At 58.0% G+C, this 22,397-nt stretch carries 21 protein-coding genes; 17 read left to right on the plus strand and 4 right to left on the minus strand.

The window, feature by feature from the left end; genetic code table 11:
• The first annotated feature begins 32 nt into the window (after window positions 1–32).
• The 16 genes from VVD49_RS14635 (at window position 33) to VVD49_RS14710 (ending at window position 15,684) form a co-directional block, all read left to right on the plus strand.
• Window positions 33–509 (plus strand): NuoB/complex I 20 kDa subunit family protein, encoded by a 477-nt coding sequence (locus tag VVD49_RS14635; protein ID WP_327599919.1) that lies wholly within the window; start codon window positions 33–35, stop codon window positions 507–509.
• Between the two features lie 78 nt (window positions 510–587).
• The gene (locus VVD49_RS14640) at window positions 588–1,193 is read left to right on the plus strand and encodes an NADH-quinone oxidoreductase subunit C (RefSeq protein ID WP_327599984.1); all 606 of its coding nucleotides are present in this window, start codon (window positions 588–590) and stop codon (window positions 1,191–1,193) included.
• Entirely contained in the window at window positions 1,186–2,439 is a 1,254-nt protein-coding gene (locus VVD49_RS14645; RefSeq protein ID WP_327599920.1) for an NADH-quinone oxidoreductase subunit D, read from the plus strand. The genes VVD49_RS14640 and VVD49_RS14645 overlap by 8 nt, the downstream gene beginning before the upstream one ends.
• Window positions 2,440–2,459: 20 nt before the next feature.
• A complete protein-coding gene (nuoE, locus tag VVD49_RS14650; protein WP_327599921.1) occupies window positions 2,460–2,936 on the plus strand; it encodes an NADH-quinone oxidoreductase subunit NuoE in 477 nt (158 codons plus the stop codon).
• A gap of 32 nt (window positions 2,937–2,968) precedes the next feature.
• On the plus strand, window positions 2,969–4,282 hold the full coding sequence (gene nuoF / locus VVD49_RS14655; RefSeq protein WP_416384906.1) for an NADH-quinone oxidoreductase subunit NuoF: 1,314 nt from the start codon (window positions 2,969–2,971) through the stop codon (window positions 4,280–4,282).
• 5 nt (window positions 4,283–4,287) lie between these two features.
• Complete coding sequence (gene nuoG, locus VVD49_RS14660; RefSeq protein ID WP_327599922.1) at window positions 4,288–6,624, plus strand: NADH-quinone oxidoreductase subunit NuoG; 2,337 nt, start codon at window positions 4,288–4,290, stop codon at window positions 6,622–6,624.
• Window positions 6,624–7,712: an NADH-quinone oxidoreductase subunit NuoH gene (nuoH, locus tag VVD49_RS14665; protein ID WP_327599986.1), complete on the plus strand. Its 1,089-nt coding sequence runs from the start codon at window positions 6,624–6,626 to the stop codon at window positions 7,710–7,712. Before nuoG ends, nuoH begins: the two co-directional genes overlap by 1 nt.
• Window positions 7,713–7,720: 8 nt before the next feature.
• Entirely contained in the window at window positions 7,721–8,209 is a 489-nt protein-coding gene (gene nuoI / locus VVD49_RS14670) for an NADH-quinone oxidoreductase subunit NuoI (RefSeq protein ID WP_327599923.1), read from the plus strand.
• Between the two features lie 96 nt (window positions 8,210–8,305).
• Window positions 8,306–8,902: an NADH-quinone oxidoreductase subunit J gene (locus VVD49_RS14675; RefSeq protein WP_327599924.1), complete on the plus strand. Its 597-nt coding sequence runs from the start codon at window positions 8,306–8,308 to the stop codon at window positions 8,900–8,902.
• Window positions 8,903–8,906: 4 nt separating this feature from the next.
• Window positions 8,907–9,212: an NADH-quinone oxidoreductase subunit NuoK gene (gene nuoK, locus VVD49_RS14680; protein ID WP_327599925.1), complete on the plus strand. Its 306-nt coding sequence runs from the start codon at window positions 8,907–8,909 to the stop codon at window positions 9,210–9,212.
• A 10-nt stretch (window positions 9,213–9,222) separates the two neighbouring features.
• Window positions 9,223–11,319 (plus strand): NADH-quinone oxidoreductase subunit L, encoded by a 2,097-nt coding sequence (nuoL, locus tag VVD49_RS14685; RefSeq protein WP_327599926.1) that lies wholly within the window; start codon window positions 9,223–9,225, stop codon window positions 11,317–11,319.
• Between the two features lie 28 nt (window positions 11,320–11,347).
• On the plus strand, window positions 11,348–12,829 hold the full coding sequence (locus tag VVD49_RS14690) for an NADH-quinone oxidoreductase subunit M (protein WP_327599927.1): 1,482 nt from the start codon (window positions 11,348–11,350) through the stop codon (window positions 12,827–12,829).
• A 41-nt stretch (window positions 12,830–12,870) separates the two neighbouring features.
• A complete protein-coding gene (nuoN, locus tag VVD49_RS14695) occupies window positions 12,871–14,334 on the plus strand; it encodes an NADH-quinone oxidoreductase subunit NuoN (protein WP_327599928.1) in 1,464 nt (487 codons plus the stop codon).
• A gap of 19 nt (window positions 14,335–14,353) precedes the next feature.
• Window positions 14,354–14,893, plus strand: a complete 540-nt coding sequence (locus VVD49_RS14700; protein ID WP_327599987.1) for an NUDIX hydrolase — start codon at window positions 14,354–14,356, stop codon at window positions 14,891–14,893.
• A 27-nt stretch (window positions 14,894–14,920) separates the two neighbouring features.
• Entirely contained in the window at window positions 14,921–15,352 is a 432-nt protein-coding gene (locus tag VVD49_RS14705; protein WP_327599929.1) for a c-type cytochrome, read from the plus strand.
• Window positions 15,353–15,357: 5 nt separating this feature from the next.
• A complete protein-coding gene (locus VVD49_RS14710) occupies window positions 15,358–15,684 on the plus strand; it encodes a c-type cytochrome (protein WP_327599930.1) in 327 nt (108 codons plus the stop codon).
• A gap of 65 nt (window positions 15,685–15,749) precedes the next feature.
• Here the strand turns inward: VVD49_RS14710 and VVD49_RS14715 are convergent, their stop codons facing one another.
• The 4 genes from VVD49_RS14715 to VVD49_RS14730 all read right to left on the minus strand — a co-directional run bounded on the left by VVD49_RS14715 (window position 15,750) and on the right by VVD49_RS14730 (window position 21,754).
• Entirely contained in the window at window positions 15,750–18,659 is a 2,910-nt protein-coding gene (locus VVD49_RS14715; RefSeq protein ID WP_327599931.1) for an adenosylcobalamin-dependent ribonucleoside-diphosphate reductase, read from the minus strand.
• A gap of 205 nt (window positions 18,660–18,864) precedes the next feature.
• Window positions 18,865–19,716: an HDOD domain-containing protein gene (locus tag VVD49_RS14720; protein WP_327599932.1), complete on the minus strand. Its 852-nt coding sequence runs from the start codon at window positions 19,714–19,716 to the stop codon at window positions 18,865–18,867.
• A 59-nt stretch (window positions 19,717–19,775) separates the two neighbouring features.
• Window positions 19,776–21,356: a hypothetical protein gene (locus VVD49_RS14725; RefSeq protein ID WP_327599933.1), complete on the minus strand. Its 1,581-nt coding sequence runs from the start codon at window positions 21,354–21,356 to the stop codon at window positions 19,776–19,778.
• 230 nt (window positions 21,357–21,586) lie between these two features.
• Window positions 21,587–21,754 (minus strand): YdcH family protein, encoded by a 168-nt coding sequence (locus tag VVD49_RS14730; RefSeq protein WP_327599934.1) that lies wholly within the window; start codon window positions 21,752–21,754, stop codon window positions 21,587–21,589.
• A 284-nt stretch (window positions 21,755–22,038) separates the two neighbouring features.
• On the opposite strand from VVD49_RS14730, the gene VVD49_RS14735 reads away from it, so the two are divergent.
• Entirely contained in the window at window positions 22,039–22,272 is a 234-nt protein-coding gene (locus tag VVD49_RS14735) for a DUF3567 family protein (RefSeq protein WP_327599935.1), read from the plus strand.
• Window positions 22,273–22,397 lie beyond the last annotated feature (125 nt).

The raw sequence follows: 22,397 nt of genomic DNA on the forward strand, positions 1-22,397 counted from the left end.
TCCGCGTCCACTATTGATTTGAGGAAATCGCCGTGAGTATCGAAGGCGTCTTTCGCGAGGGGTTTGTCACAACCTCCATGGATACGGTCATCAACTGGACTCGTACCGGATCTCTGTGGCCCATGACATTCGGGTTGGCGTGTTGTGCCGTGGAGATGATCCACGCAGGCTGTGCGCGCTACGACCTGGATCGTTTTGGGGTCGTCTTCCGTCCAAGCCCTCGTCAGTCTGATCTGATGATTGTTGCCGGTACGCTGTGCAACAAGATGGCCCCAGCTCTGCGCAAAGTCTACGATCAGATGGCCGAGCCGCGCTGGGTGATCTCCATGGGGTCGTGCGCGAACGGTGGTGGCTACTATCACTATTCATACTCCGTCGTGCGTGGTTGCGACCGCATTGTGCCTGTGGATGTGTATGTACCGGGCTGTCCTCCGACCGCTGAGGCGTTGCTGTACGGCATCGTGCAGTTGCAGAACAAGATCAAACGTACCAACACTATTGCTCGTTAAGCGTAAGGCGGAAGTCTGCGCTTGACTGCTGGTTTTGATTGGCAGCTTCACTGGACTAATCACTGGATTGGCATCTGCATGAGTTCAAAGCTGGAAAGACTGATTGATGCGTTGAATGCTGCGCTCGAAGGGCGCGGCGTCTCGCTGGTGAAAGATTGCGGCGAGGTGACCTTGGAGGTCTGCGCCGCGGATTATCTGTCGGTGGCAGAGTTGCTGCGCGATGCGCCGACTCTGCGTTTTGAACAACTGATTGACCTGAGCGGGATTGACTACGCCAGCTATGCAGGGCTGCGGAGCAATGCGCGCCGCTATGCTGCTGTCCTGCATTTGCTTTCGGTTTCGCATAACTGGCGTGTACGCTTGCGCGTTCACGCGGACGACGACGCTTTTCCTGTTGTCGCATCGGTTGTGTCGATCTGGCCGTCGGCCAACTGGTTCGAGCGTGAAGCGTTCGACCTCTACGGCATCATGTTTGAAGGCCATCCTGACTTGCGTCGCATCCTGACCGACTACGGTTTTGTCGGCCATCCTTTCCGCAAGGATTTTCCTGTGTCCGGCTACATGGAAATGCGCTACGACCCGGAGCAGGGTCGTGTGATCTATCAGCCCGTGACAATCGCGCCACGCGAAGTGACGCCGCGCATCGTGCGCGAAGAGAGCTATGGAGACGTTGGCCATGGCTGAGATTCGTAACTACACCATCAACTTCGGGCCGCAACATCCGTCCGCACACGGCGTGTTGCGTCTGGTGCTGGAACTCGACGGCGAAGTGGTCGAGCGCGCTGACCCGCACGTTGGTCTGCTGCACCGTGGCACCGAAAAGCTTGCCGAGACGCGCACCTGGATTCAGTCGGTGCCGTATATGGATCGTCTCGACTACGTTTCCATGATGTGCAATGAGCATGCGTATTGCATGGCTATCGAGAAGTTGCTCGGTATCGAAGTGCCGACGCGTGCTCAATACATCCGCGTGATGTTCGATGAGATCACCCGCATCCTCAATCATCTGTTGAACATCGGCACGCATGCGCTCGACATCGGCGCGATGACGATGGTGCTGTACACCTTCCGTGAGCGTGAAGACCTCATGGATGCCTATGAGGCTGTCTCTGGTGCACGCATGCATGCGGCTTACTATCGGCCGGGCGGCGTGTATCGCGACCTGCCGGACGCAATGCCGAAATACGAGCAGTCGAAGTTCAAGAGCGCGACGACTGTGAAGCAACTGAACGAATCGCGTGAAGGTTCGCTGCTCGATTTCCTCGAAGACTTCGTCACGCGCTTTCCGAAGCTGATCGACGAATATCACACCTTGCTGACTGACAACCGTATCTGGAAGCAGCGTACGGTCGATATCGGAATCGTGACGCCGGAGCGTGCATTGGCACTGGGTTTTACCGGGCCGATGCTGCGGGGCTCGGGTGTCGAGTGGGATCTGCGTCGCAAGCAACCCTACGAAGTCTACGATCAACTCGCCTTCGACATTCCTGTCGGCGTGAATGGCGATTGCTATGACCGTTACCTGTGTCGCATGGAAGAGATGCGCCAGAGCAATCGCATCATCCAGCAGTGCATTACCTGGCTGCGGGCCAATCCTGGCCCGGTGATGATTGGCAGCCACAAGGTGGCGCCGCCTTCTCGCGAAAAGATGAAGGAAAACATGGAAGAGCTGATTCATCACTTCAAGCTCTTCACTGAAGGTATCCATGTGCCGCAAGGCGAGGTGTACTCTGCCGTCGAGCATCCCAAGGGTGAGTTCGGTGTATATGCCGTGTCTGATGGCGCCAACAAGCCTTATCGCCTGAAGCTTCGTGCGCCAGGCTTTGCGCATCTGGCAGCAATGGACGAGTTGTCTCGTGGCCACATGATTGCTGACGTGGTGGCCATCATTGGCACGATGGACATCGTGTTCGGTGAGATTGATCGTTAAGCGACAGACAAGAGAAACATATGCTGAGCGCAGACTCCCTGCAGAAAATTGATCGCGAAGTCGCCAAGTATCCGGCAGACCAGAAGCAGTCCGCCATCATGTCGGCTCTGCGCATTGCGCAGCAGGAAAAGGGCTGGTTACCGAACGACGTGATTGCTTTCGTTTCGGAATACTTGGGCATGCCGGCAATCGCCGGGCTGGAAGTGGCCACTTTCTACAATATGTACGACCTGAAGCCGGTTGGCGCGCATAAGCTGACTGTCTGTACGAATTTGCCTTGTGCGCTGTCGGGTGGTGTCGAGGCGGCTGAGTACATCAAGGAAAAGCTTGGCATTGGCTTCAATGAAACGACTGCCGACGGCAAATTCACGCTGAAGGAGGGCGAGTGCATGGGCGCCTGTGGCGACGCACCTGTCATCCTCGATAACAACCACCGCATGTGCAGTCGCATGGATCGCACGAAGATCGATGCATTGATCGCGGAGCTGTCGAAATGAGCGACGTGAGCACACCTGACGCACCTGCTGCGATGCCTTCGGGCCACGGCATTATTCTCGACGGCATTGCTGGTGAGAACACCTGGCGTCTTGAAGACTATCTCAAGCGCCGTGGTTACGAGGCACTCAAGAAGATCATCGCCAATGGCATCAAGCCGGACGAGATCATCGGCGAACTGAAGAAGTCTGCGCTGCGTGGACGTGGCGGCGCAGGGTTTCCTACGGGCCTGAAGTGGAGCTTCATGCCACGCTCGTTTCCGGGCGCGAAGTATGTCGTCTGTAATACGGATGAAGGGGAGCCCGGGACATTCAAGGATCGTGACATCCTGCGCTACAACCCGCATGCGCTGATCGAAGGCATGATCATCGCCGGTTACGCAATGGGTAGCGGGGTGGGTTACAACTACGTCCATGGCGAAATCTTTGCGGAGTACGAGCGCTTCGAGGAAGCATTGGCTGAAGCACGTGCGGCGGGGCTGCTAGGCAAGAACATCCTCGGTTCGGAATTCAGCTTCGAGTTGTATGCGCACCATGGCTATGGCGCCTATATCTGTGGTGAAGAAACAGCCTTGCTCGAATCGCTCGAAGGCAAGAAGGGGCAGCCACGTTTCAAGCCGCCGTTCCCTGCTAGCTTCGGTTTGTATGGCAAGCCGACGACGATCAATAACACTGAGACCTTTGCGTCCGTGCCCTACATCGTTCGCGAAGGTGGTGATGCCTTCCTGAATCTGGGCAAGCCGAACAATGGCGGCACCAAGTTGTTCTCGGTGTCGGGCCACGTGAACAAACCGGGTAACTACGAGATTCCTCTCGGTACGCCATTCTCTGTTCTGCTGGAAATGGCTGGTGGCATGCGTGGTGGCCGCAAGCTCAAGGCCGTCATTCCCGGTGGCTCATCAGCACCTGTGTTGCCCGCAGACATCATGATGGCGACCACCATGGACTATGACGCGATCGCCAAGGCGGGCTCCATGCTTGGTTCGGGCGCCGTGATCGTGATGGACGAGACGACCTGCATGGTCAAGGCCCTCGAGCGCCTGGCCTATTTCTATTTCGAAGAATCGTGCGGGCAGTGCACGCCTTGCCGTGAAGGTACCGGCTGGCTGTATCGCATCATTCACCGCATTGAAAGTGGACAGGGCCGTCAGGAAGATCTGGACGTGCTGGACAACGTCGCGGAAAACATTATGGGCCGCACTATTTGTGCGCTGGGCGACGCCGCGGCAATGCCGGTGCGTAGCTTCATCAAGCACTTCCGTGCCGAGTTCCAGCATCACGTCGATAACAAGTGCTGTGTCGTGCCGCCTGAAGTGCAGCGCGAAGGCAGCAAGATTTATGTGGGTTGATACAGATGCTTGAGATCGAAATCGACGGCAACAAGGTTGAAGTACCCGATGGCAGCACCGTCATGGATGCTGCCAACAAGGCGGGTGCCTACGTGCCGCACTTCTGCTATCACAAGAAATTGTCGATTGCGGCCAATTGCCGCATGTGCCTAGTCGAAGTAGAGAAGGCTCCGAAGGCGTTGCCTGCCTGCGCGACACCTGTGACGCCTGGCATGAAGGTCACGACGCATTCCGAGAAGGCCGTGAAAGCGCAGAAGGCTGTCATGGAGTTCCTGCTGATCAATCACCCCTTGGATTGCCCTATCTGCGACCAGGGCGGTGAGTGCCAGCTGCAGGATCTGGCGGTCGGCTATGGCGGTTCCGCATCGCGCTACAAGGAAGAGAAGCGCGTTGTCTTCAACAAGAATCTCGGCCCACTGATTTCGACCGACATGACCCGCTGCATCCATTGCACGCGCTGTGTGCGTTTTGGCCAGGAAGTCTCCGGCATCATGGAATTGGGCATGTCGGGGCGTGGTGAGCATTCCGAGATCCAGACCTTCGTTGACCGTACGGTCGACTCCGAGCTGTCCGGCAACGCCATCGATCTGTGTCCGGTCGGCGCGTTGACGTCGAAGCCATTCCGCTTTGCTGCCCGCACTTGGGAGCTGGCCCGTCGCAAGTCGGTGAGCCCGCACGACTCGCTGGGTAGCAACCTGATCGTGCAAACCAAGCTGGACGAAGTGAAGCGCGTCTTGCCGCTCGAGAACGAAGCGGTCAATGAATGCTGGCTGTCCGACAAGGATCGCTTCTCGTACGAGGGGCTGAAGTCCGACGACCGCCTGAGCGTGCCGCAAATCAAGCATGGTGGCGAATGGCACAAGGTTGATTGGCAGACTGCGCTTGAGTATGTCTCGAAGACGCTCAAGGACATTGTTTCCAATCATGGCGCGAACAGTGTCGGCGCATTGTTGTCGCCGCACAGTACGCTCGAAGAGCTGTATCTCGCACAGAAGTTCGTGCGTGGCCTGGGTAGCGATAATGTCGATTTCCGCCTGCGTCAGAGCGATTTTGCTCTAGATGGCAAACTCGCTGGCGCGCCCTGGCTCGGAATGCCGGTAGCCGATGTGAGCACGCTGGATGCTGCGCTGGTGATTGGTAGCTTCCTGCGCAAGGATCACCCACTGCTGGCGCAGCGCTTGCGCCGCGCCACGCGTCAGTACGCGAATGTTTCTCGCGTGCACGTGGCGCGTGAAGACTGGCTCATGCCGATCGATGCTGAAGCCATCGTCTCGCCTGTCGCGTTGGTGAATACACTGGCTGCCGTACTGGGGGCACTTGCCGCGTCTCAGAACGCTACCGTTGCGCCAGAGTGCGCTGCAATCGTCTCTTCGGCAGTTGCGTCGGATGAGTCAACGAAGATCGCAGAGAGTCTTGCCTCCGGCGAGAAGCGTGCCGTGTTCCTTGGCAATCTGGCTGTCCAGCATCCGCAGTACAGCTCGCTGTATGTAGTTGCTCAGGATATTGCGCGCATTGCCAATGCCAGCTTCGGCGTGATTGGTGAAGCCGCCAATTCGGTCGGCGGCTATTTGGCGGGTGCGGTACCGAAATCAGGTGGCAACGTGCGCAGCATGGTTGCGGCAGGTCTCAAAGCCTATATGGTTCTCGGCGCCGAAGCCGAGCTGGATGTTGCCGACGGCGCTGCCGCGCGTGCTGCGCTAGACGGTGCTGCTTCGGTCATTTACCTGGGTAGTTTTGCAGGCAAGGCGCCCGAGTATGCGGATGTGATGCTGCCGATTGCCCCGTTCACGGAAACGTCCGGTAGCTTCGTGAATACCGAAGGCCGCCTGCAGTCGTTCAACGCTGCAGCCAAGCCGCTTGGCGAGACGCGTCCAGCATGGAAGGTGTTGCGCGTGCTCGGCAATCTGCTGGATCTCGAAGGCTTCGAGCAAGCAAGTTCGGAAGCGGTACTGGCTGAAGTGCTTGCCTTGGGTGAGCCGGCCAGCCGTCTTGGTAATACGGTGGCTGGCTTTACGCCTGACGGCTCGCCTGCAGCAACAGGTATCCAGCGCATCGCCGATGTGCCACTGCATTTTGCTGACCCGCTGGTGCGCCGTTCTGTGCCGTTGCAGAAAACACGGGATTCAGCGCTGCCGACCGCACGCCTGCATTCAGCGCAATTGCGTGAGCTGGGTGTGGAGGAGGGGGCGCCAATCGCCGTGCGTAGCGCACAAGGCGAAGTGATCCTCAAGGCCAAGACCGATGACACCTTGCCGCTTGGCACGGTACGTGTTTCGTCTGCGCATGCCAGCACAGTCGCACTGGGCCCGCTGTTCGGTGACTTGACGGTGGAGCCCGCATGATGGAAGCGATGCTCCTCAATATCGTCCAGTACGTGGCGAACATCATCCACCTGCCAGCCGGTTTTGTACCCACCATCTGGCCCCTGGTGTGGACGCTGATCAAGATCGTTGCCATCGTCATCCCGATTTTCCTGTGCGTTGCCTACCTGACGCTTGCCGAGCGCAAGGTCATTGGTTACATGCAGGTACGGATCGGGCCTAACCGCGTTGGCCCGGCTGGTTTCCTGCAGCCGATTGCAGACGGCATGAAGCTCCTGCTGAAGGAGGTGATTCTTCCTCACCAGTCGAACAAGGCGCTATTCCTGCTGGCTCCCGTGCTGGCGTTTGCGCCTGCGTTGGCAGCTTGGGCGGTCGTGCCTTTCTCGTCGGGCCTGGTGCTGGCCGACATCAATGCCGGCATGCTCTACCTGATGGCCATCACTTCGTTCGGCGTGTATGGCGTGATCATCGCGGGCTGGGCATCGAACTCGAAGTACGCATTCCTGGGAGCCATGCGCGCGTCCGCGCAGATGGTGTCCTACGAACTGGCGATGGGTTTCGCACTGGTTTGCGTGTTGATGATTTCCGGCTCGTTGAACCTCTCGGCCATCGTTGAGGCGCAGCACACGAATGCGATCGCACAGCATGCAGGCTGGTTCAGTTTCCTCGGCTGGAACTGGTTGCCTTTGCTGCCGATGTTCATCATCTACCTGATCTCGGGCGTAGCCGAAACCAATCGCGCTCCGTTCGACGTCGTTGAAGGTGAGTCGGAAATCGTTGCTGGTCATATGGTCGAGTATTCGGGCATGGCTTTCGCGCTGTTCTTCCTTGCCGAATACGCCAACATGATCCTGGTGTCGGCGCTGACATCGACCTTCTTCCTCGGTGGCTGGTTGTCGCCGGTGAGCCTCCTGCCGGATGGGTTTTTCTGGCTGGCGGCGAAGACGTCTTTCGTGCTGTTCCTGTTCCTGTGGTTCCGTGCGACCTTCCCGCGGTTCCGCTTTGACCAGATCATGCGTCTGGGCTGGAAGATATTCATTCCGATCAGCATTGCCTGGGTACTTGTTACCGGGCTGTGGATCATGTCGCCGCTGTCGATCTGGAAGTAGGTTTCGCTATGGGTGCAGTCAATCAATTCTTTGGCAGTGTGTTGCTGCGTGAGCTGGTCAAGGGCCTTGCCCTGACCGGGCGGCATTTCTTTGCGCGCAAGATCACCGTACAGTTTCCGGAAGAGAAGACGCCGCAGAGCCCACGTTTCCGTGGCCTGCACGCCTTGCGTCGCTATCCCAATGGTGAAGAGCGCTGTATTGCATGCAAGCTTTGCGAAGCCGTGTGCCCCGCGATGGCGATCACTATCGAATCCGACCAGCGTGACGACGGTAGCCGTCGCACGACGCGCTATGACATCGATCTGACCAAGTGCATCTTCTGCGGGTTCTGTGAAGAGGCGTGCCCGGTCGATGCGATTGTCGAAACACGTGTCTTCGAGTACCACGGCGAGAAGCGTGGCGATCTCTATTACACCAAGCAGATGTTGCTGGCTGTTGGTGATCGCTATGAGGAGCAGATCGCCAAGGACCGCGAAGCCGACGCTCAGTATCGATAAAGCGTCGCCCGGTAGTTCGCACGGATTTCAGGAACACGCAGGGCCCGGACAACCGGGATACCAAGGACAAGCAAAGCCAGGCTGGCTGACAAGCTCATGGAAATTTCGACGATCTTCTTTTACGTGCTGGCGACGGTACTGGTGGCTTCCGGGCTGCTGGTCATCACCTCGCGCAATGCCATTCATTCGGCGCTGTTCCTGGTGCTGGCCTTCTTCACCTCGGGCGCAATCTGGATGATGTTGCATGCCGAGTTCCTCGCGATCGCCATCGTGTTGATTTACGTGGGCGCGGTCATGGTGCTTTTCCTTTTTGTTGTGATGATGCTGGACATCAATATCGACAAGATGCGCGAGGGTTTCTGGCGTTACCTGCCCGTAGGCCTCATCGTTGCTTTGGTGATGGTGGGCGAGATGGCCATGGTGCTCAACGGCAGCTACTTCCACCTGGAGCCTGCTCCGGGGCCGACTGCGGCGCAGAGCAACACCCAGGATCTGGCGCGCGAGATGTTCACGAATTACGCCTATCCCTTTGAAATTGCTTCTTTGATCCTGTTGGTCGCGATGATCGCGGCAGTGGCACTGACTTTCCGTCGTCGTCAGGGCCTGAAGAACGTTGATCCTGCCCAGCAGATTGCCGTGAAGGCGGCAGATCGCATGCGGATTGTGTCGATGCCTTCGGCGGGAGAGGAATAACAAGATGCTGCCGCTCTCTCACGTACTCATTCTCGGATCCATCCTGTTCGCCATCAGCGTGGTCGGCATTTTCCTCAACCGGAAGAACCTGATCGTTCTGCTGATGGCCATCGAGTTGATGTTGTTGGCTGTGAACATGAATTTCATCGCCTTCTCGTCCTACTACCAGGATCTGGATGGACAGATTTTCGTGTTCTTCATCCTGACGGTTGCGGCTGCCGAATCAGCAATCGGTCTCGCCATTCTCGTGGTGCTGTTCCGCAACATGCGTTCGATTCATGTCGATGACCTCGACAGCCTGAAGGGTTGAGATCAAAACAATGACCGCGATGCAGAAACTCTACCTTCTTGTTCCCCTTGCCCCGTTGGCGGGCGCCATTCTGGCCGGCCTGTTCGGCCGCGCCATCGGCCGCACGGCAGCGCATGTCGTCACCATTCTTGGCGTGCTCGTAGCGCTGATCGCGTCCTGCTACATCTTCCTGGACGTCCGCGCGGGTCACACCTTCAATGGTGCGCTCTACACGTGGGCAACCAGTGGCGGTATCAAGTTTGAAGTCGGCTTCCTGATCGACAGCCTGACAGTGATGATGATGCTGGTCGTGACTTTCGTGTCACTGATGGTGCACCTGTACACCGTTGGCTACATGAGTGAAGATCCAGGCTATCAGCGCTTCTTCAGTTACATCTCGTTGTTCACCTTCTCGATGTTGATGCTCGTCATGAGCAACAACTTCCTGCAACTGTTCTTCGGCTGGGAAGCTGTGGGCCTCGTGTCGTATCTGCTAATCGGCTTCTGGTACACGCGGCCGACGGCGATCTACGCCAACATGAAAGCCTTTCTCGTTAACCGTGTTGGCGATTTCGGTTTTCTCCTGGGCATCGGCTTGATCGCCGCTTTCGCCGGTACGCTCAATTACGCCGAAGTCTTCGCCAAGGGCGCGGAACTGGCTGCCATGACTGTTCCGTCGACGGGCTGGCCAATGATGACGGCGATCTGCATCTGCCTGTTCATTGGCGCAATGGGCAAGTCCGCGCAAGTGCCGCTGCACGTCTGGTTGCCGGATTCGATGGAAGGTCCGACACCTATTTCGGCGCTGATTCACGCTGCAACCATGGTGACGGCCGGTATCTTCATGGTGACACGCATGTCGCCCCTGTTCGAACTGTCGGAAACAGCCTTGTCTTTCGTGCTGGTGATCGGTGCGACGACGGCGTTGTTCATGGGCTTCCTCGGCATCATTCAGAACGACATCAAGCGCGTCGTTGCGTATTCGACGCTTTCGCAGCTTGGTTACATGACGGTCGCGCTCGGCGCTTCTGCTTACTCGGCAGCCGTCTTCCATCTGATGACGCACGCCTTCTTCAAGGCGCTGCTGTTCCTCGGTGCCGGTTCGGTCATCATCGGGATGCATCACGATCAGGACATCCGCAACATGGGTGGTCTGCGCAAGTACATGAAGGTGACGTGGATTACGTCGCTGCTTGGTTCGCTTGCCTTGATCGGTTTCCCGCTTTTGTCGGGCTTCTACTCGAAAGACTCGATCATCGAGGCCGTCAAGGAGTCGCATCGCTGGGGTTCTGGCTACGCGTATTTCTGCGTGATTGCAGGCGTGTTCATCACGGCCTTCTATTCCTTCCGCATGTACTTCCTCGTCTTCCATGGCGAAGAGCGTTTCGGCAAGGCCCATGCGCATCACGACGACCATGCGGCCGCAACGCATGACGATCATCATCACGCGGATGACGATCATGCGCACGACGCACACGCTGAAGACGACCACGATGAACATCATCACGGTCTGGCGCCCGGTCAGAAGCCGCATGAGTCACCATGGGTCGTGACTGTGCCTCTGGTGTTGCTGGCGATACCTTCCGTGCTGATCGGTTTCTTCACCATTGAACCCATGCTGTTCGGCGAATGGTTCAAGGGCGTGGTCACTGTAGCTGAACACAACGACGTGCTCGGGGAACTGGGTCATGAGTTCCATGGGCCTCTTGCCATGGCATTGCATGGACTGACGAGCTTGCCGTTCGCGCTGGCCATGGCGGGTGTGCTGCTGTCCTGGTTCTTCTATCTCAAGCGCCCGGATATCCCTGCGGCCATCCAGCGTCGTTGCTCGGCTCTGTATGTCCTGCTTGAGAACAAGTATTACTTTGACCGCTTCAATGAAATCGTCTTTGCAGGCGGAGCTCGTCGATTGGGCCGCATCTTCTGGAAGGCGGGCGATCAGACGCTGATTGATGGTCTTGCCGTGAATGGTTCGGTCAGTGTGGTTGGCGGCATTTCGCAGTTGATGCGCGCGCTGCAATCCGGCTTCGTCTATCACTACGCTTTCTGGATCATTTCCGGTGTTGCGGTATTGCTGGTCTGGATGTTCCCGGTGAGTCTGCTCGGCAAGCTCCTGAACCTGCTCTGAACACAAAATAATTAACGGATACCTGCAGATGACCGGTGTGCCTTACCTCAGTCTTTCCATCTGGATACCGATCTTCGGTGGCCTGCTGACGCTCGTCAGCGGTAGTGATCGCAATGCCGGCATTGCTCGCGTGATCGCGTTGATCACGGCCATCGTGGGCCTGGCTGTCACCTTGCCGCTGTTCTCGCACTTCGATGCCGCCAGTGCGGCCATGCAGTTCCAGGAAGAGGCCGCATGGATACCCTACATGCGGATCAACTACAGCCTTGGCGTGGACGGCATTTCAATGCCCTTCATCCTGCTGAACAGCTTCATCACATTGATCATCGTGGTGGCTGGCTGGGAGGTGATCCAGACCAAGGTTGCGCAGTACAACGCAGCGTTCCTGATCATGTCGGGCTTGCTCAACGGGATCTTCTCCGCGCTCGATGGCGTGCTGTTCTATGTGTTCTTCGAAGCTTCATTGATTCCGCTGTACCTCATCATCGGTATCTGGGGCGGGGCGAACCGTGTGTACGCTGCGCTGAAGTTTTTCCTCTATACCTTGCTTGGTTCGTTGTTGATGCTGGTGGCATTCATCTATCTGTTCCAGCATTCTGGCGGTAGCTTCAGCATTCTCGACTGGCACGAACTCAAGCTGGGTGAGTCCGCGCAGGCTTGGATTTTCTGGGGCTTCCTGCTTTCGTTCGCAGTCAAGGTGCCAATGTGGCCCGTGCACACCTGGTTGCCAGATGCCCACGTCGAAGCGCCGACGGGCGGCTCGGTGGTGCTGGCTGCTATCGGCCTGAAGCTCGGTGCCTACGGCTTCCTGCGTTTCTCGCTGCCCGTCGTACCGGATGCTGCGCAGTATTTCGCACCGCTGATGATCACGTTGTCGCTCATCGCAGTGATCTACATCGGTTTCGTCGCGCTCGTGCAGACCGATATGAAGAAGCTTGTGGCGTACTCTTCGATTTCGCACATGGGTTTCGTCACACTCGGCTTCTTCATGTTCAACCAGCTGGGTGTGGAAGGCGCGCTGGTGCAGATGATCTCGCACGGTTTCGTGTCGGGAGCCATGTTCCTTTGTATCGGCGTGCTCTATGACCGGATGCATACCCGCCAGATCGCTGACTACGGCGGTGTCGTGAATCGCATGCCGAAGTTCGCTGCATTGTTCATGCTGTTTGCCATGGCCAATGCAGGCTTGCCAGCAACCAGCGGTTTTGTTGGCGAGTTCATGGTCATTCTCGGGGCGGTGAAATTCAATTTCTGGATTGGCTTCGCCGCGGCGACCACGCTGATCATGGGCGCGGCCTACACCTTGTGGATGTACAAGCGCGTTGTGTTCGGCGCAGTCGCCAACTCGCATGTGGCAGAGCTTGACGATATCAACAAGCGTGAATTTGCATTCCTCTTGGTGCTCGCCGTGTGCGTGCTTGTGATGGGCCTGTATCCATTGCCGATCACCGAGGTGATGCATGCGTCCGTGAGCAATCTGCTGCAGCACGTAGCGGCAGGCAAGCTGTAAGTCGGCTGTGATCCGGATACTGAAAATCAGACAGGCATAAAATGGAATTCCAGATACCAGACTTTTACCCGGCTGCCGCTGAGCTGTTCGTTGCGGGCATGGCCTTGGTGGTGCTGCTGATCGTGTCGTTCGTACGTCGTGGCGCAACGGTGGCTTATTGGCTGACGCAAGCAACGGTCGTCGGCATGGCTCTCGTTGCGCTGCTCTCCGGTCGTGACGTGGGCTTCACTTTCGGCCAGATGTATATCGACGATCCGCTGGGTGATTTCCTCAAGCTGTGGGTCGCGCTGTCTGTATTGACGAGCCTTCTCTATGGCCGTCGCTATCTCATTGACCGTGGCCTGGAGTCGGCCGAGTACTACCTGATTGTCATGTTCTCGATGCTGGGGTCAATGATCCTGATCTCGGCAGGCAGTCTGCTGACGGTGTATCTCGGCCTGGAAATGTTGTCTCTGTCGTCCTATGCGCTGGTCGCTATCAACCGCGATTCGACACAGTCAACCGAAGCCGGCATGAAGTACTTCGTGCTCGGGGCCCTGGCATCAGGTCTGCTGCTGTATGGGATTTCGATGGTCTATGGCGCTACCCAGACGCTCAATATCATCGATGTGGCACGCGCCTTGTTCGAACAGCAGGCGAATCGCCCCGTGCTGATGTTCGGCATGGTTTTCGTGGTGGCAGGGGTAGGCTTCAAGATGGGCGCAGTGCCTTTCCACATGTGGTTGCCGGACGTGTATCAAGGTGCACCGACAGCGGTGACCTTGTTGATTGCTTCAGCGCCGAAGCTTGCTGCATTTGCGATGACATTCCGCCTGCTGGCCGTAGGCTTCTGGGACTTCGCTCAACAGTGGCAGATGATGCTGATCCTGCTTGCAATCGGCTCGCTGGTCATCGGTAATCTCGGGGCGATCGCGCAAACCAATATCAAGCGCATGCTCGCGTTCTCGACGATTGGCCATATGGGCTTCATCCTGCTGGGCCTGGCTTCAGGCGTGGTGGGAGGCGAGCGCTACCTTGCTGACAACGCCTATTCGGCAGCGTTGTTCTACGTCGTGACCTATGTGCTGACCACGCTGGCAAGCTTCGGCATGATCCTGTTGATGTCCCGCGCTGGTTTCGAAGCTGATCAGATCAGCGACTTCAAGGGGCTCAACAAGCGCAACAGCTGGTGGGCAGCAATGATGTCCATGGTGATGTTCTCGATGGCTGGCATCCCGTTCTTCGTTGGCTTTTTCTCGAAGTTCCTCGTCTTGCAGTTCGTCGTGGCAACAGACCATGTTTGGCTCGCAGTGTTGGCTGTCATGATGTCGCTGATTGGTGCTTTCTACTATCTGCGTATCGTGAAATTGATGTACTTCGACGAGCCTATCGATGAGTCCCCCATCGTTGCAGGTGTTGGGGTGCGTGTCGTGCTGTCTGCCAATGTTCTCGCTGTCGCAGCCTTCGGCTTGTTCCCCAACTTGCTGATGTACTTCTGCAGTCTCGTCATCCACGGTTCGTTCTGAGCAGTTTCCAGTGACGATCATCGATACTGCGCTGGACGAGACTTGCGTTTCGAGCGAACAACTGCTGGACGGCAAGCTGCTGAAAGCCTGGCGCGATGAAGTGCGCCTCCCGGATGGTTCGAAGTCGATTCGCGAGTTCATAAAACATCCCGGCGCCTGCATCGTCATTGCCGAGCTGCGCCCGGGTGTGCTGGTATTCGAACGCCAGTTCCGCTACCCGGTAGGGCAAGTATTCATGGAATTGCCTGCTGGCAAGCTGGACGCTTGTGAGGAGCCACTGGCCTGCGCGCGTCGTGAGTTGCTGGAAGAAACCGGCTACGTAGCTGACTCCTGGCAACACATCGCGACTTTGCACCCTTGCGTAGCCTACTCAGATGAACATATCGAAGTGTTCCTCGCGAGAGGCTTGAAGTACGAAGGCCAGCGGCTCGATGAAGGCGAGTTTCTCGAGGTTTTTGAAATGAGCCTTGCTGACGCGGAAGCCTGCGTATTCGACGGCCGAATTACCGATGCGAAGACGATTGCCTGTCTGTTCTGGGCGCGACGTTTTCTCGCGTGAGCCATTCCCGCATCAGGACTCCGGGGCTTGGGGTTTGATATCAATCACAAGCCCTGTAAAATCGCCACTTTTCGTGCAATGCCGTTGTGCATTGCAAGCGTTACTAATTTCAACTCATTGCAATCGAAAGCAATCATGAAAATCACGGCTGTGCTGCTGGCGGCGGGCTTGGGATTGAGCGCATTTGCTGCACAAGCAGCGGATGGCCGTCCTCAGATTGGCAAGAAGAAGGTATCCATGTGTATCGGATGCCACGGGATTCCCGGATATCGCACGACCTTCCCGGATACTTATCAAGTGCCCAAGCTGGGTGGCCAGCATGCAGCCTATATCGTCAGTGCGCTACAGGCGTACAAATCCGGTGATCGGAAGCATCCCGACATGAACAGCATTGCCACCACTTTGTCCGATCAGGACATGGCCGACATCGCGGCGTATTACGCTGGCGCGAAGAAGTGAGCTCGATGATGATGAATAAATACCTGACTCTCTCGCTGGGCTTGTTGATGTTGGCTGGTTCGGTGCATGCCGCGGGCGATGTTGCGCGCGGCAAGGCCAAGTCCGTCACCTGTGCTGCGTGTCATGGCGCAGATGGCAACAGTGCAGTTGCGACCTTTCCCAAGCTGGCTGGCCAGAATGTGGACTACCTCGTTCATTCCCTTACGGCATACAAGAAGGGGACACGCAAGAACGCCATGATGAGCCCGATGGCAGCGCCGCTGTCGGCGTCGGAGATCGAAGACCTGGCTGCGTACTTTGCAAGCCAGTCTGCGTTGACGCAGAAAAAATAAGGCAAAGCATAGCCAAGAAGAAAAAGCGGCCTTGAGGGCCGCTTTTTTTGTTTACTACACCAGACTTAGCCGCAGCTACCAACCGCTCCGCAGGCCGTGCAGAAGTCGCAACCGTCTTTGCGGATAACCGACGTATTGCCACATTCATTGCAGCGAGCGCCTTGCATGACGCGCGGAGTATTGTCGTCGCGTGGCATCTCGAGAATGCCCATTTCGCGCGTTGGATATCCGTTCTCGTCGAGCACGCCCAGCATGGCGTAACGGTGAATCATCAGGCGTGCAACGTAGGCGACCGTTGAAGGCCAGTTCTGTTGGCGGCGGGTGCCCGGTACGAAAGCCATGAAGTCGCCGAGCGGCTCCGGATAGTTGAGTAGCTTGCGCAGCTTCATGCCGATCCACGCGGGGTCCAGCACGCGCATATCGAGTGACAGCAGGCGTGCGAGTCCATCCAGCGCACGCGGGTAGTTGCCGGACAGCCACATGGAGTACGGGCGCGTGACGCCCGCGGGGTTGCCTGTCTCCGGGTTTGGCAGGGAGATTTCTTTCAACCCGAGTACGAAGTCTTCGCCAGTGGCCGGGTTGGCGATATCTACGGTCCAGGACAGCGTGCCGTCCGTGCCGGTTTTCGGCTCCTGCACGCTGAAGACAGCGTCCTGAACCGGTGTCGGACCACTGGTTTCGAAAGCGCCGAGCTTTTCACAGCGATAGCGAACGATTTGCGCGAACGCGGAAACGACGCCCGGTACGCGGCGCTTCTCGCCATGCGGGGGGAAGGGGAGATCAATGCCGACTTCACCAACGGTTGAGGCCAGTGCGTCCAGCTTGAGCTTGAGCCAGGCGTGGTCATTGGCGCGCATGTCCATTGACAGTGTCTTGGCGAGGGCACCAAGGCCACGGGGCTGGTCTGCGCCATTGACCCACACCTCGAAGGGGAAGTTGTCGCGCCGGCGGCCATCTTCGCTGGCATCCACGTGCCCCACGAAAATGGCGAAAGAACCCTGCGGGCTTTCCAGCATGTAAGTCCAGGATGAGTTGCCATCGGGTAACTCGGGGCGGCCGGGCCAGCGCAGGCTGGCCAATACGGGTGCGGGCAGCGAGGGGATGGACAGGCGACGATTCGGATCGCTCAGTACCACGTCATTGGGCGAGCGCGTGTCTTCCTTTGCGTGACCCGTGTCGACGGACAGTACGGAGCCAAGGATCTTGTTGGGACGGTAAGTGGCAAGGCCTTTCAGGCCGGACTTCCACGCCGACATGTACAGGTCTTCGAACTCACCGTAAGGGTAGTCTTCCGGTACGTTTACGGTCTTCGATATGCTGGTGTCAATGTAGGGGGCCACAGCGGCGACCATGTCCTTGTGCGCCAGAGCCGAGATCTCCAGGGCGGTGACGAAAGCTTCTGGCAGCGCGTCTACGTCGCCTCCGAGATGACGGTATAGACGCCAGGCGTAGTCCTCCACCGCATAGTGCTTGTGCGTGCCGTCGGCCATGCGCTTCTTGCGCGTGTAGGTCCACGAGAAGGGCGGCTCGATACCGTTCGATGCATTGTCGGCAAAGGCCAGCGAGATCGTGCCGGTCGGGGCGATGGAGAGCAGGTGCGAATTGCGGATGCCGTGCTTGCGGATCTGCTCCTTGATCTCTACGGGCAGGCGCGAGGCGAAATTGCCGCCCGAGAGATAGAGGTCTGCATTGAACAACGGAAAGGCTCCGCGCTCGCGCGCAAGTTCGATGGAAGCGAGATAGGCGCGGTCGCGCATGAGGGCGCTTATCTCGCTTGCCTTGGCACGTGCAGCAGGCGTGTCATAGCGCAGGCCGAGCATGATCAATGCATCGCCAAGGCCCGTGAAACCGAGGCCGATGCGGCGCTTGCTGGCGGCTTCCTGCTGTTGTTGTGGCAATGGCCAGTGGGTCGCGTCGAGCACGTTGTCGAGCATGCGTGTCGAAGTCTCGACGATCTTGCCGAAAGCGGTCTCGTCGAAGCGTGCATTGGCCGTGAAGGGTTCGCGCACGAACAGCGTGAGATTGATCGAGCCAAGGCAGCAGCAGCCATACGGCGGTAGTGGCTGTTCTGCGCAAGGGTTGGTGGATTCGATGGTCTCGCAGTAGTTGAGGTTGTTGTCGCGGTTGATGCGGTCTAGAAACAGGATGCCTGGCTCGGCGTGGTCGTATGTCGAACGCATGATCTGCTCCCACAGATCACGCGCTGGAATCTTGCGATATACCCACCAGCCATCTTCGCGTTGCCAGGCGCCACTCTCCTTGAGTTCGGAGCCTGGTTCGGCGCGATGCGCGAGTTCGACCTCGCCACTGGCCTCGACGGCTTTCATGAACACATCGGTGACGCCGACGGAGATGTTGAAATTGGACAAGTCGCCGTCGTCTTTGGCATGGATGAAGGCTTCGATGTCCGGATGATCACAGCGCAACACACCCATCTGCGCTCCACGACGCGCGCCGGCTGATTCGACTGTTTCGCATGAACGATCGAAGACGCGCATATATGAGACGGGCCCGCTGGCACGCGACTGCGTGCCGCGCACCATGGCGCCCATCGGCCGGATGCTGGAGAAGTCATAGCCGACACCGCCGCCACGACGCATTGTTTCTGCCGCGTGTGACAGGGCGGTGTAGATGCCTGGGCGACCATTGGACTCCTCGGTGACGGAGTCACCCACCGGCTGGACGAAGCAGTTGATCAGCGTGGCCGTGAGCGTTGTTCCCGCTGCGGAGTTGATACGGCCTGCCGGCACGAATCCCTGTTCCTGGGCGCTCAGAAAGCGCTCTTCCCAGTAGCTGCGCCGATCTTCGTTCTCGACCGCAGCCAGCGCGCGGGCGACGCGGCTGCGTACCTCGCGAGCACTGGTCTCGTTACCCTTGGCATACTTCTCGACCAACACCTCACCGGAAATTTCCTGATCAGCCAAGGGGGCCAGCGTGCTGGTGGAGTGCGAATCGGTCGGCAGATACTTGGTCATGAGTACCTCGCAGAAAGCTTGGGAAAGGCTGGATGACTGCGGGCAGCTCACCCGGAGTCGGTCGAATCGGATTCGACCGCTGGGGCGACGGCGAATTCCGTTATCAGATGGTTTTCATCTTAGCGCTTGAGCGGGGCGAGGTCGTGATCGGCATGAACCCGGTCTGCTAATGGAAACGCTGCAGTCCGTGCTTGGGGTGCCGAGCCTAGCTTGCCGCAATACCAAGAGACGCCAGCATTTCGTGGAGCTGGGCCTCGCAATGCACGATAAGAGACGGCAGCTCTTCGGTTTCGATATCGCCGAGTACCAGAATCGACTCAGGCAGGCTGGCGATGGTGTCGTCGAGGGAGGCACCCGCTTCGCACATTTCATCGATACGCCGGACGATATTGAGTACGGCTGCCCCCTGGGAATACTCACCCGCGCTTTCGGGATGCAATTGCTCGCCGACGGTGGCGCCAATGCTTACCGGCATGCGCCAGCTTTGCGCGAGCGCCGCGCCGACCTCGGCAAAATCGCAGCCGATCAGCTGGCGCTCACGTGTTGCGAGCGCTTCCAGCGACATGCCGGCCGTTCCCATGACCAGATCGGAGAGATCCGGGATGGCGTGGTACATCACCAGATGCCCCATGTCGGCAAGCAGGCCGAGCAGGAAGTGACGTTCCGTATCGTTGCTGCCTTGCGTCTGCGCGATACCGCGGCAGAGCAGGGCGCAGCGCACCGAACCGCGCCAGAAGCGGGCCATGTCCATGCGTTGCGGACGAATACCGCCAAAGGTTGCCGCGATCGAGCTGGCGAGAATGACGTCGCCGACCTGTTCCAACCCGGCCAGGCTGATCGCGCGGCTGATGGTTTCGATGCGCCGTGGATAGCCATAGAAAGCACTATTGGCCAGACGCAGCAAGGCCGCGCTGAGGGCAGGGTCGCTGCCGATCAGATCGGAAAGGGTGTTCAGGGAGATATCGGGATCGTCCAGTGCCTGTCTTACGCGGTAGTAGACGCTTGGCAGACTGGCGAGCTTGTCGAGACTTGCGACGAGTTCCTGTGCAACATGCATACGTGATCGGCCCGATGAGGTTGAGAACGACGTTGTAGGCAGTGTACTGCGGGAAGTGCTCAGACCCTTCGCAGTTGAATCAGCTCGCAGGAGGCGAGCCTTTCAAAAGAGCCGGTCACTTCAAAGCGTACATTGCCATCCTGCTGGGCAACCAGCAGCGACATTCCCTTGTTTACGTCACCAACCGGTGCAAGTAAACCCGGGCCTCCATCAAAGCATTGCACGCGCGGCAGCAACAGCACAGGAATCGCATGCGTGTGACCGTCAGGCAGGGTCTTGTCGATGGAGGTCGGCATGCCGGTACCGCCCAATCTTTCGAGACCCAGTTCGCAGTCTTTATCTTCCACGTTGCGCGCGCGCCGCACGATGCAGATGTGCACGTTGGAGCGCTCCAGCGGCCGCATCGCGACGACTTCGCCAACCGAAATATGGCGTGTGTGTTCGCTGGCCTGGCGCAGGCCAAAGCCCGAACGGCTCTGGTCCAGGATGCGCCATTCGCTGGCGACCGAAAGGCCTTTGCCGACGCCTTCCTGCTTGTCTGACTTGCGGCGGCGGAAGGCTGCACTGGTCAGGAAGTTGCGGATCGGATCGAAGCCACTGACCAGTTCAGCCAATGGTTGGTAGTCGCGGCGAATGTGACGGCGAGACTTGGCGTCCGACCACTGCTCCATGCAGCGCGACAGCATGAATGCGTATGAAGCTTCGTTGGCCACCATCGGCAAGCCCAGTTTGGTGGCATGCAAGCCTTGGCGCAGACCGGACAGTTGTTGGGTGGCGCGCTCGATCAGTGGGCGGCAATCCAGGAGGTATTCCTTCTCCTGCAGGGTTTGGTCAGGCGCAAGCTGGGTTGGGCCCCGCGGGGCCTCCGAGAATACGAACAAGGCCTTGGCATGCTCCGCCGGTTGCTCGGTGGTCAATTGCGCCAGATGGCCAAAGCGTTCGACGTAGAAGCGGATGCGCCCGAGTTCGGCGGATTCGAGGCTGACGGGGTCAACCAGATTCATCAGGCAATCGCGTACGACGACCTGTTCCAGGGTTTCCGGATTGCGCGTATCGATGGAGTAGTCGATGAGCTGATGCTTCTGCGCCATCGACAACAGCTTGCGGAACAGTTTCCAGCGCCGCGGCGAGCCGGGCGTATGCGCGCGATGCGCCACCATGGCACGGCGATGGATCAACTGCGCGGAGCGTAGAAGGGAGGTTGCGAAAACCTTGCTGTTCAGGCGACGCTGCCAATTGCTCTTGTCCAGCGCCTGCACGATGTGCATATAGCCTTCGGAAAGGCTCTTCAAAAGCTGATCGGCGCTATTCGCAGCCTGTTTGCTGGCGGAGTCGATAGGCAGACGGCATTGGTCGAGCTGCTGCTCGAGCCGTTTGAGCATGGGCTCGGCATAGCCGATGATCTGCTCGAGCTGGCGGAATTTGCGGTTGGCTGAGCCGGTGCTGGTCGAGATTTCCAGGACGCGCTGGCCCAGGCTGTCGATGACGGTCAGCGGATTGTCGGCTGGCAGGTCGGCGAACCAGCGCGACATTTCGCGACTGACCGGCGAAACCGTGTCGCCGTCACCCTGCAGCACGTTCTTGAACAGGCTCAGGCGCGCCATGCGTGCAGAAATCAGCGCGGGGATTCGCATATCCAAGTGAACATCCAGTCGGTACGTAAGACAATTAATGAAAGAAACGACCCGCGCCGGCCGAAACTTGAACGGCGTGGCGGTGTTCCGACTGGAGGATTATGCGCCCGGGCGACTGACGGCAAGCTTGCTGCCGCGTATCGGGCGATGGGTGGCGTGGAAGGCTGGGGGAGCGTTCGTCAGGACGGTGCAGGCCGGATCAGGAAGGTTGTGGCATGTCCGGCCGTTTTGCAAGATCAGGCGCGTACGGCGGGGTCGAGCATGCGCTCAATGAGATTGATGCGGTCGCGCACCATGAGCTTGCGTTTCTTCAGGCGGTGCAGCACCAACTCGTCGTTATAGGCATTGCCCAGACCACTGATGGTGTCGTTGATCTGGCGATGCTCGTCACGAAGTGAGGCCAAGCGAATCTCCAGGCTCATTGCTTGCTCAAAGCTAGTAGCGTTCGTCGTCTCGTTCGTCATTTCGTCCTCCAGCTTTGTAAGGGCTGACCGTTAGATTTTCCATGACTGATGATTTTGTCGAACCAGCCACAGTCACACATCTTTACAACAACGGCTTGAACTTACGGAAATTGAAACCGATCTAGCAATAGGTAAGGGGCACGTAAGCGATTTGCAACATACGAAGGCGCAGTACAAGGCCACCATTTTCGTGATGGCCTAACCTCAGTAAAGGAGGGCAAGCCATGTTGGTCGTCTTGAACAATCCGATCCTGTATGTGGTTGACTATCCTTCTGTTGATGGGCTGGAAGCCATTGACAAACGTCGCGCCAAAGGCGTTTTTCTTCACGGAACAACTGCTCAGAAATTCCGTGATGAACTAGCCGATGCGCTGGCTCACGGTGAGAGTGCTGATGAACTGGATATCTGTCTTGACCAGTTCGAAGCGCTCTTTACGCAGCCAGCCATTTACCAATAGTGATCCTGCCCGGAAAAACCCTGTCCGTTCAGCTTAGACGGGTGCCTGCGAATTAGTTCATAGGGACAAACCGCTATTTGTTCTGCGCGGCTCCACGCCGGTGGCGTGGGCCGCGTACGAACTGC

This window comes from Uliginosibacterium silvisoli, assembly GCF_036017035.1.
GTDB lineage: Bacteria > Pseudomonadota > Gammaproteobacteria > Burkholderiales > Rhodocyclaceae > Viridibacterium > Viridibacterium silvisoli.

What these genes read in the sequence shown, in the direction of transcription:
- VVD49_RS14640 (WP_327599984.1), top strand. Translation starts at nt 588, where the DNA reads ATGAGTTCAAAGCTGGAAAGACTGATTGATGCGTTGAATGCTGCGCTC.
- VVD49_RS14645 (WP_327599920.1), top strand. Translation starts at nt 1,186, where the DNA reads ATGGCTGAGATTCGTAACTACACCATCAACTTCGGGCCGCAACATCCG.
- nuoE (WP_327599921.1), top strand. Translation starts at nt 2,460, where the DNA reads ATGCTGAGCGCAGACTCCCTGCAGAAAATTGATCGCGAAGTCGCCAAG.
- nuoF (WP_416384906.1), top strand. Translation starts at nt 2,969, where the DNA reads ATGCCTTCGGGCCACGGCATTATTCTCGACGGCATTGCTGGTGAGAAC.
- nuoG (WP_327599922.1), top strand. Translation starts at nt 4,288, where the DNA reads ATGCTTGAGATCGAAATCGACGGCAACAAGGTTGAAGTACCCGATGGC.
- nuoH (WP_327599986.1), top strand. Translation starts at nt 6,624, where the DNA reads ATGGAAGCGATGCTCCTCAATATCGTCCAGTACGTGGCGAACATCATC.
- nuoI (WP_327599923.1), top strand. Translation starts at nt 7,721, where the DNA reads ATGGGTGCAGTCAATCAATTCTTTGGCAGTGTGTTGCTGCGTGAGCTG.
- VVD49_RS14675 (WP_327599924.1), top strand. Translation starts at nt 8,306, where the DNA reads ATGGAAATTTCGACGATCTTCTTTTACGTGCTGGCGACGGTACTGGTG.
- nuoK (WP_327599925.1), top strand. Translation starts at nt 8,907, where the DNA reads ATGCTGCCGCTCTCTCACGTACTCATTCTCGGATCCATCCTGTTCGCC.
- nuoL (WP_327599926.1), top strand. Translation starts at nt 9,223, where the DNA reads ATGACCGCGATGCAGAAACTCTACCTTCTTGTTCCCCTTGCCCCGTTG.
- VVD49_RS14690 (WP_327599927.1), top strand. Translation starts at nt 11,348, where the DNA reads ATGACCGGTGTGCCTTACCTCAGTCTTTCCATCTGGATACCGATCTTC.
- nuoN (WP_327599928.1), top strand. Translation starts at nt 12,871, where the DNA reads ATGGAATTCCAGATACCAGACTTTTACCCGGCTGCCGCTGAGCTGTTC.
- VVD49_RS14710 (WP_327599930.1), top strand. Translation starts at nt 15,358, where the DNA reads ATGATGATGAATAAATACCTGACTCTCTCGCTGGGCTTGTTGATGTTG.
- VVD49_RS14715 (WP_327599931.1), bottom strand. Translation starts at nt 18,659, where the DNA reads ATGACCAAGTATCTGCCGACCGATTCGCACTCCACCAGCACGCTGGCC.
- VVD49_RS14720 (WP_327599932.1), bottom strand. Translation starts at nt 19,716, where the DNA reads ATGCATGTTGCACAGGAACTCGTCGCAAGTCTCGACAAGCTCGCCAGT.
- VVD49_RS14735 (WP_327599935.1), top strand. Translation starts at nt 22,039, where the DNA reads ATGTTGGTCGTCTTGAACAATCCGATCCTGTATGTGGTTGACTATCCT.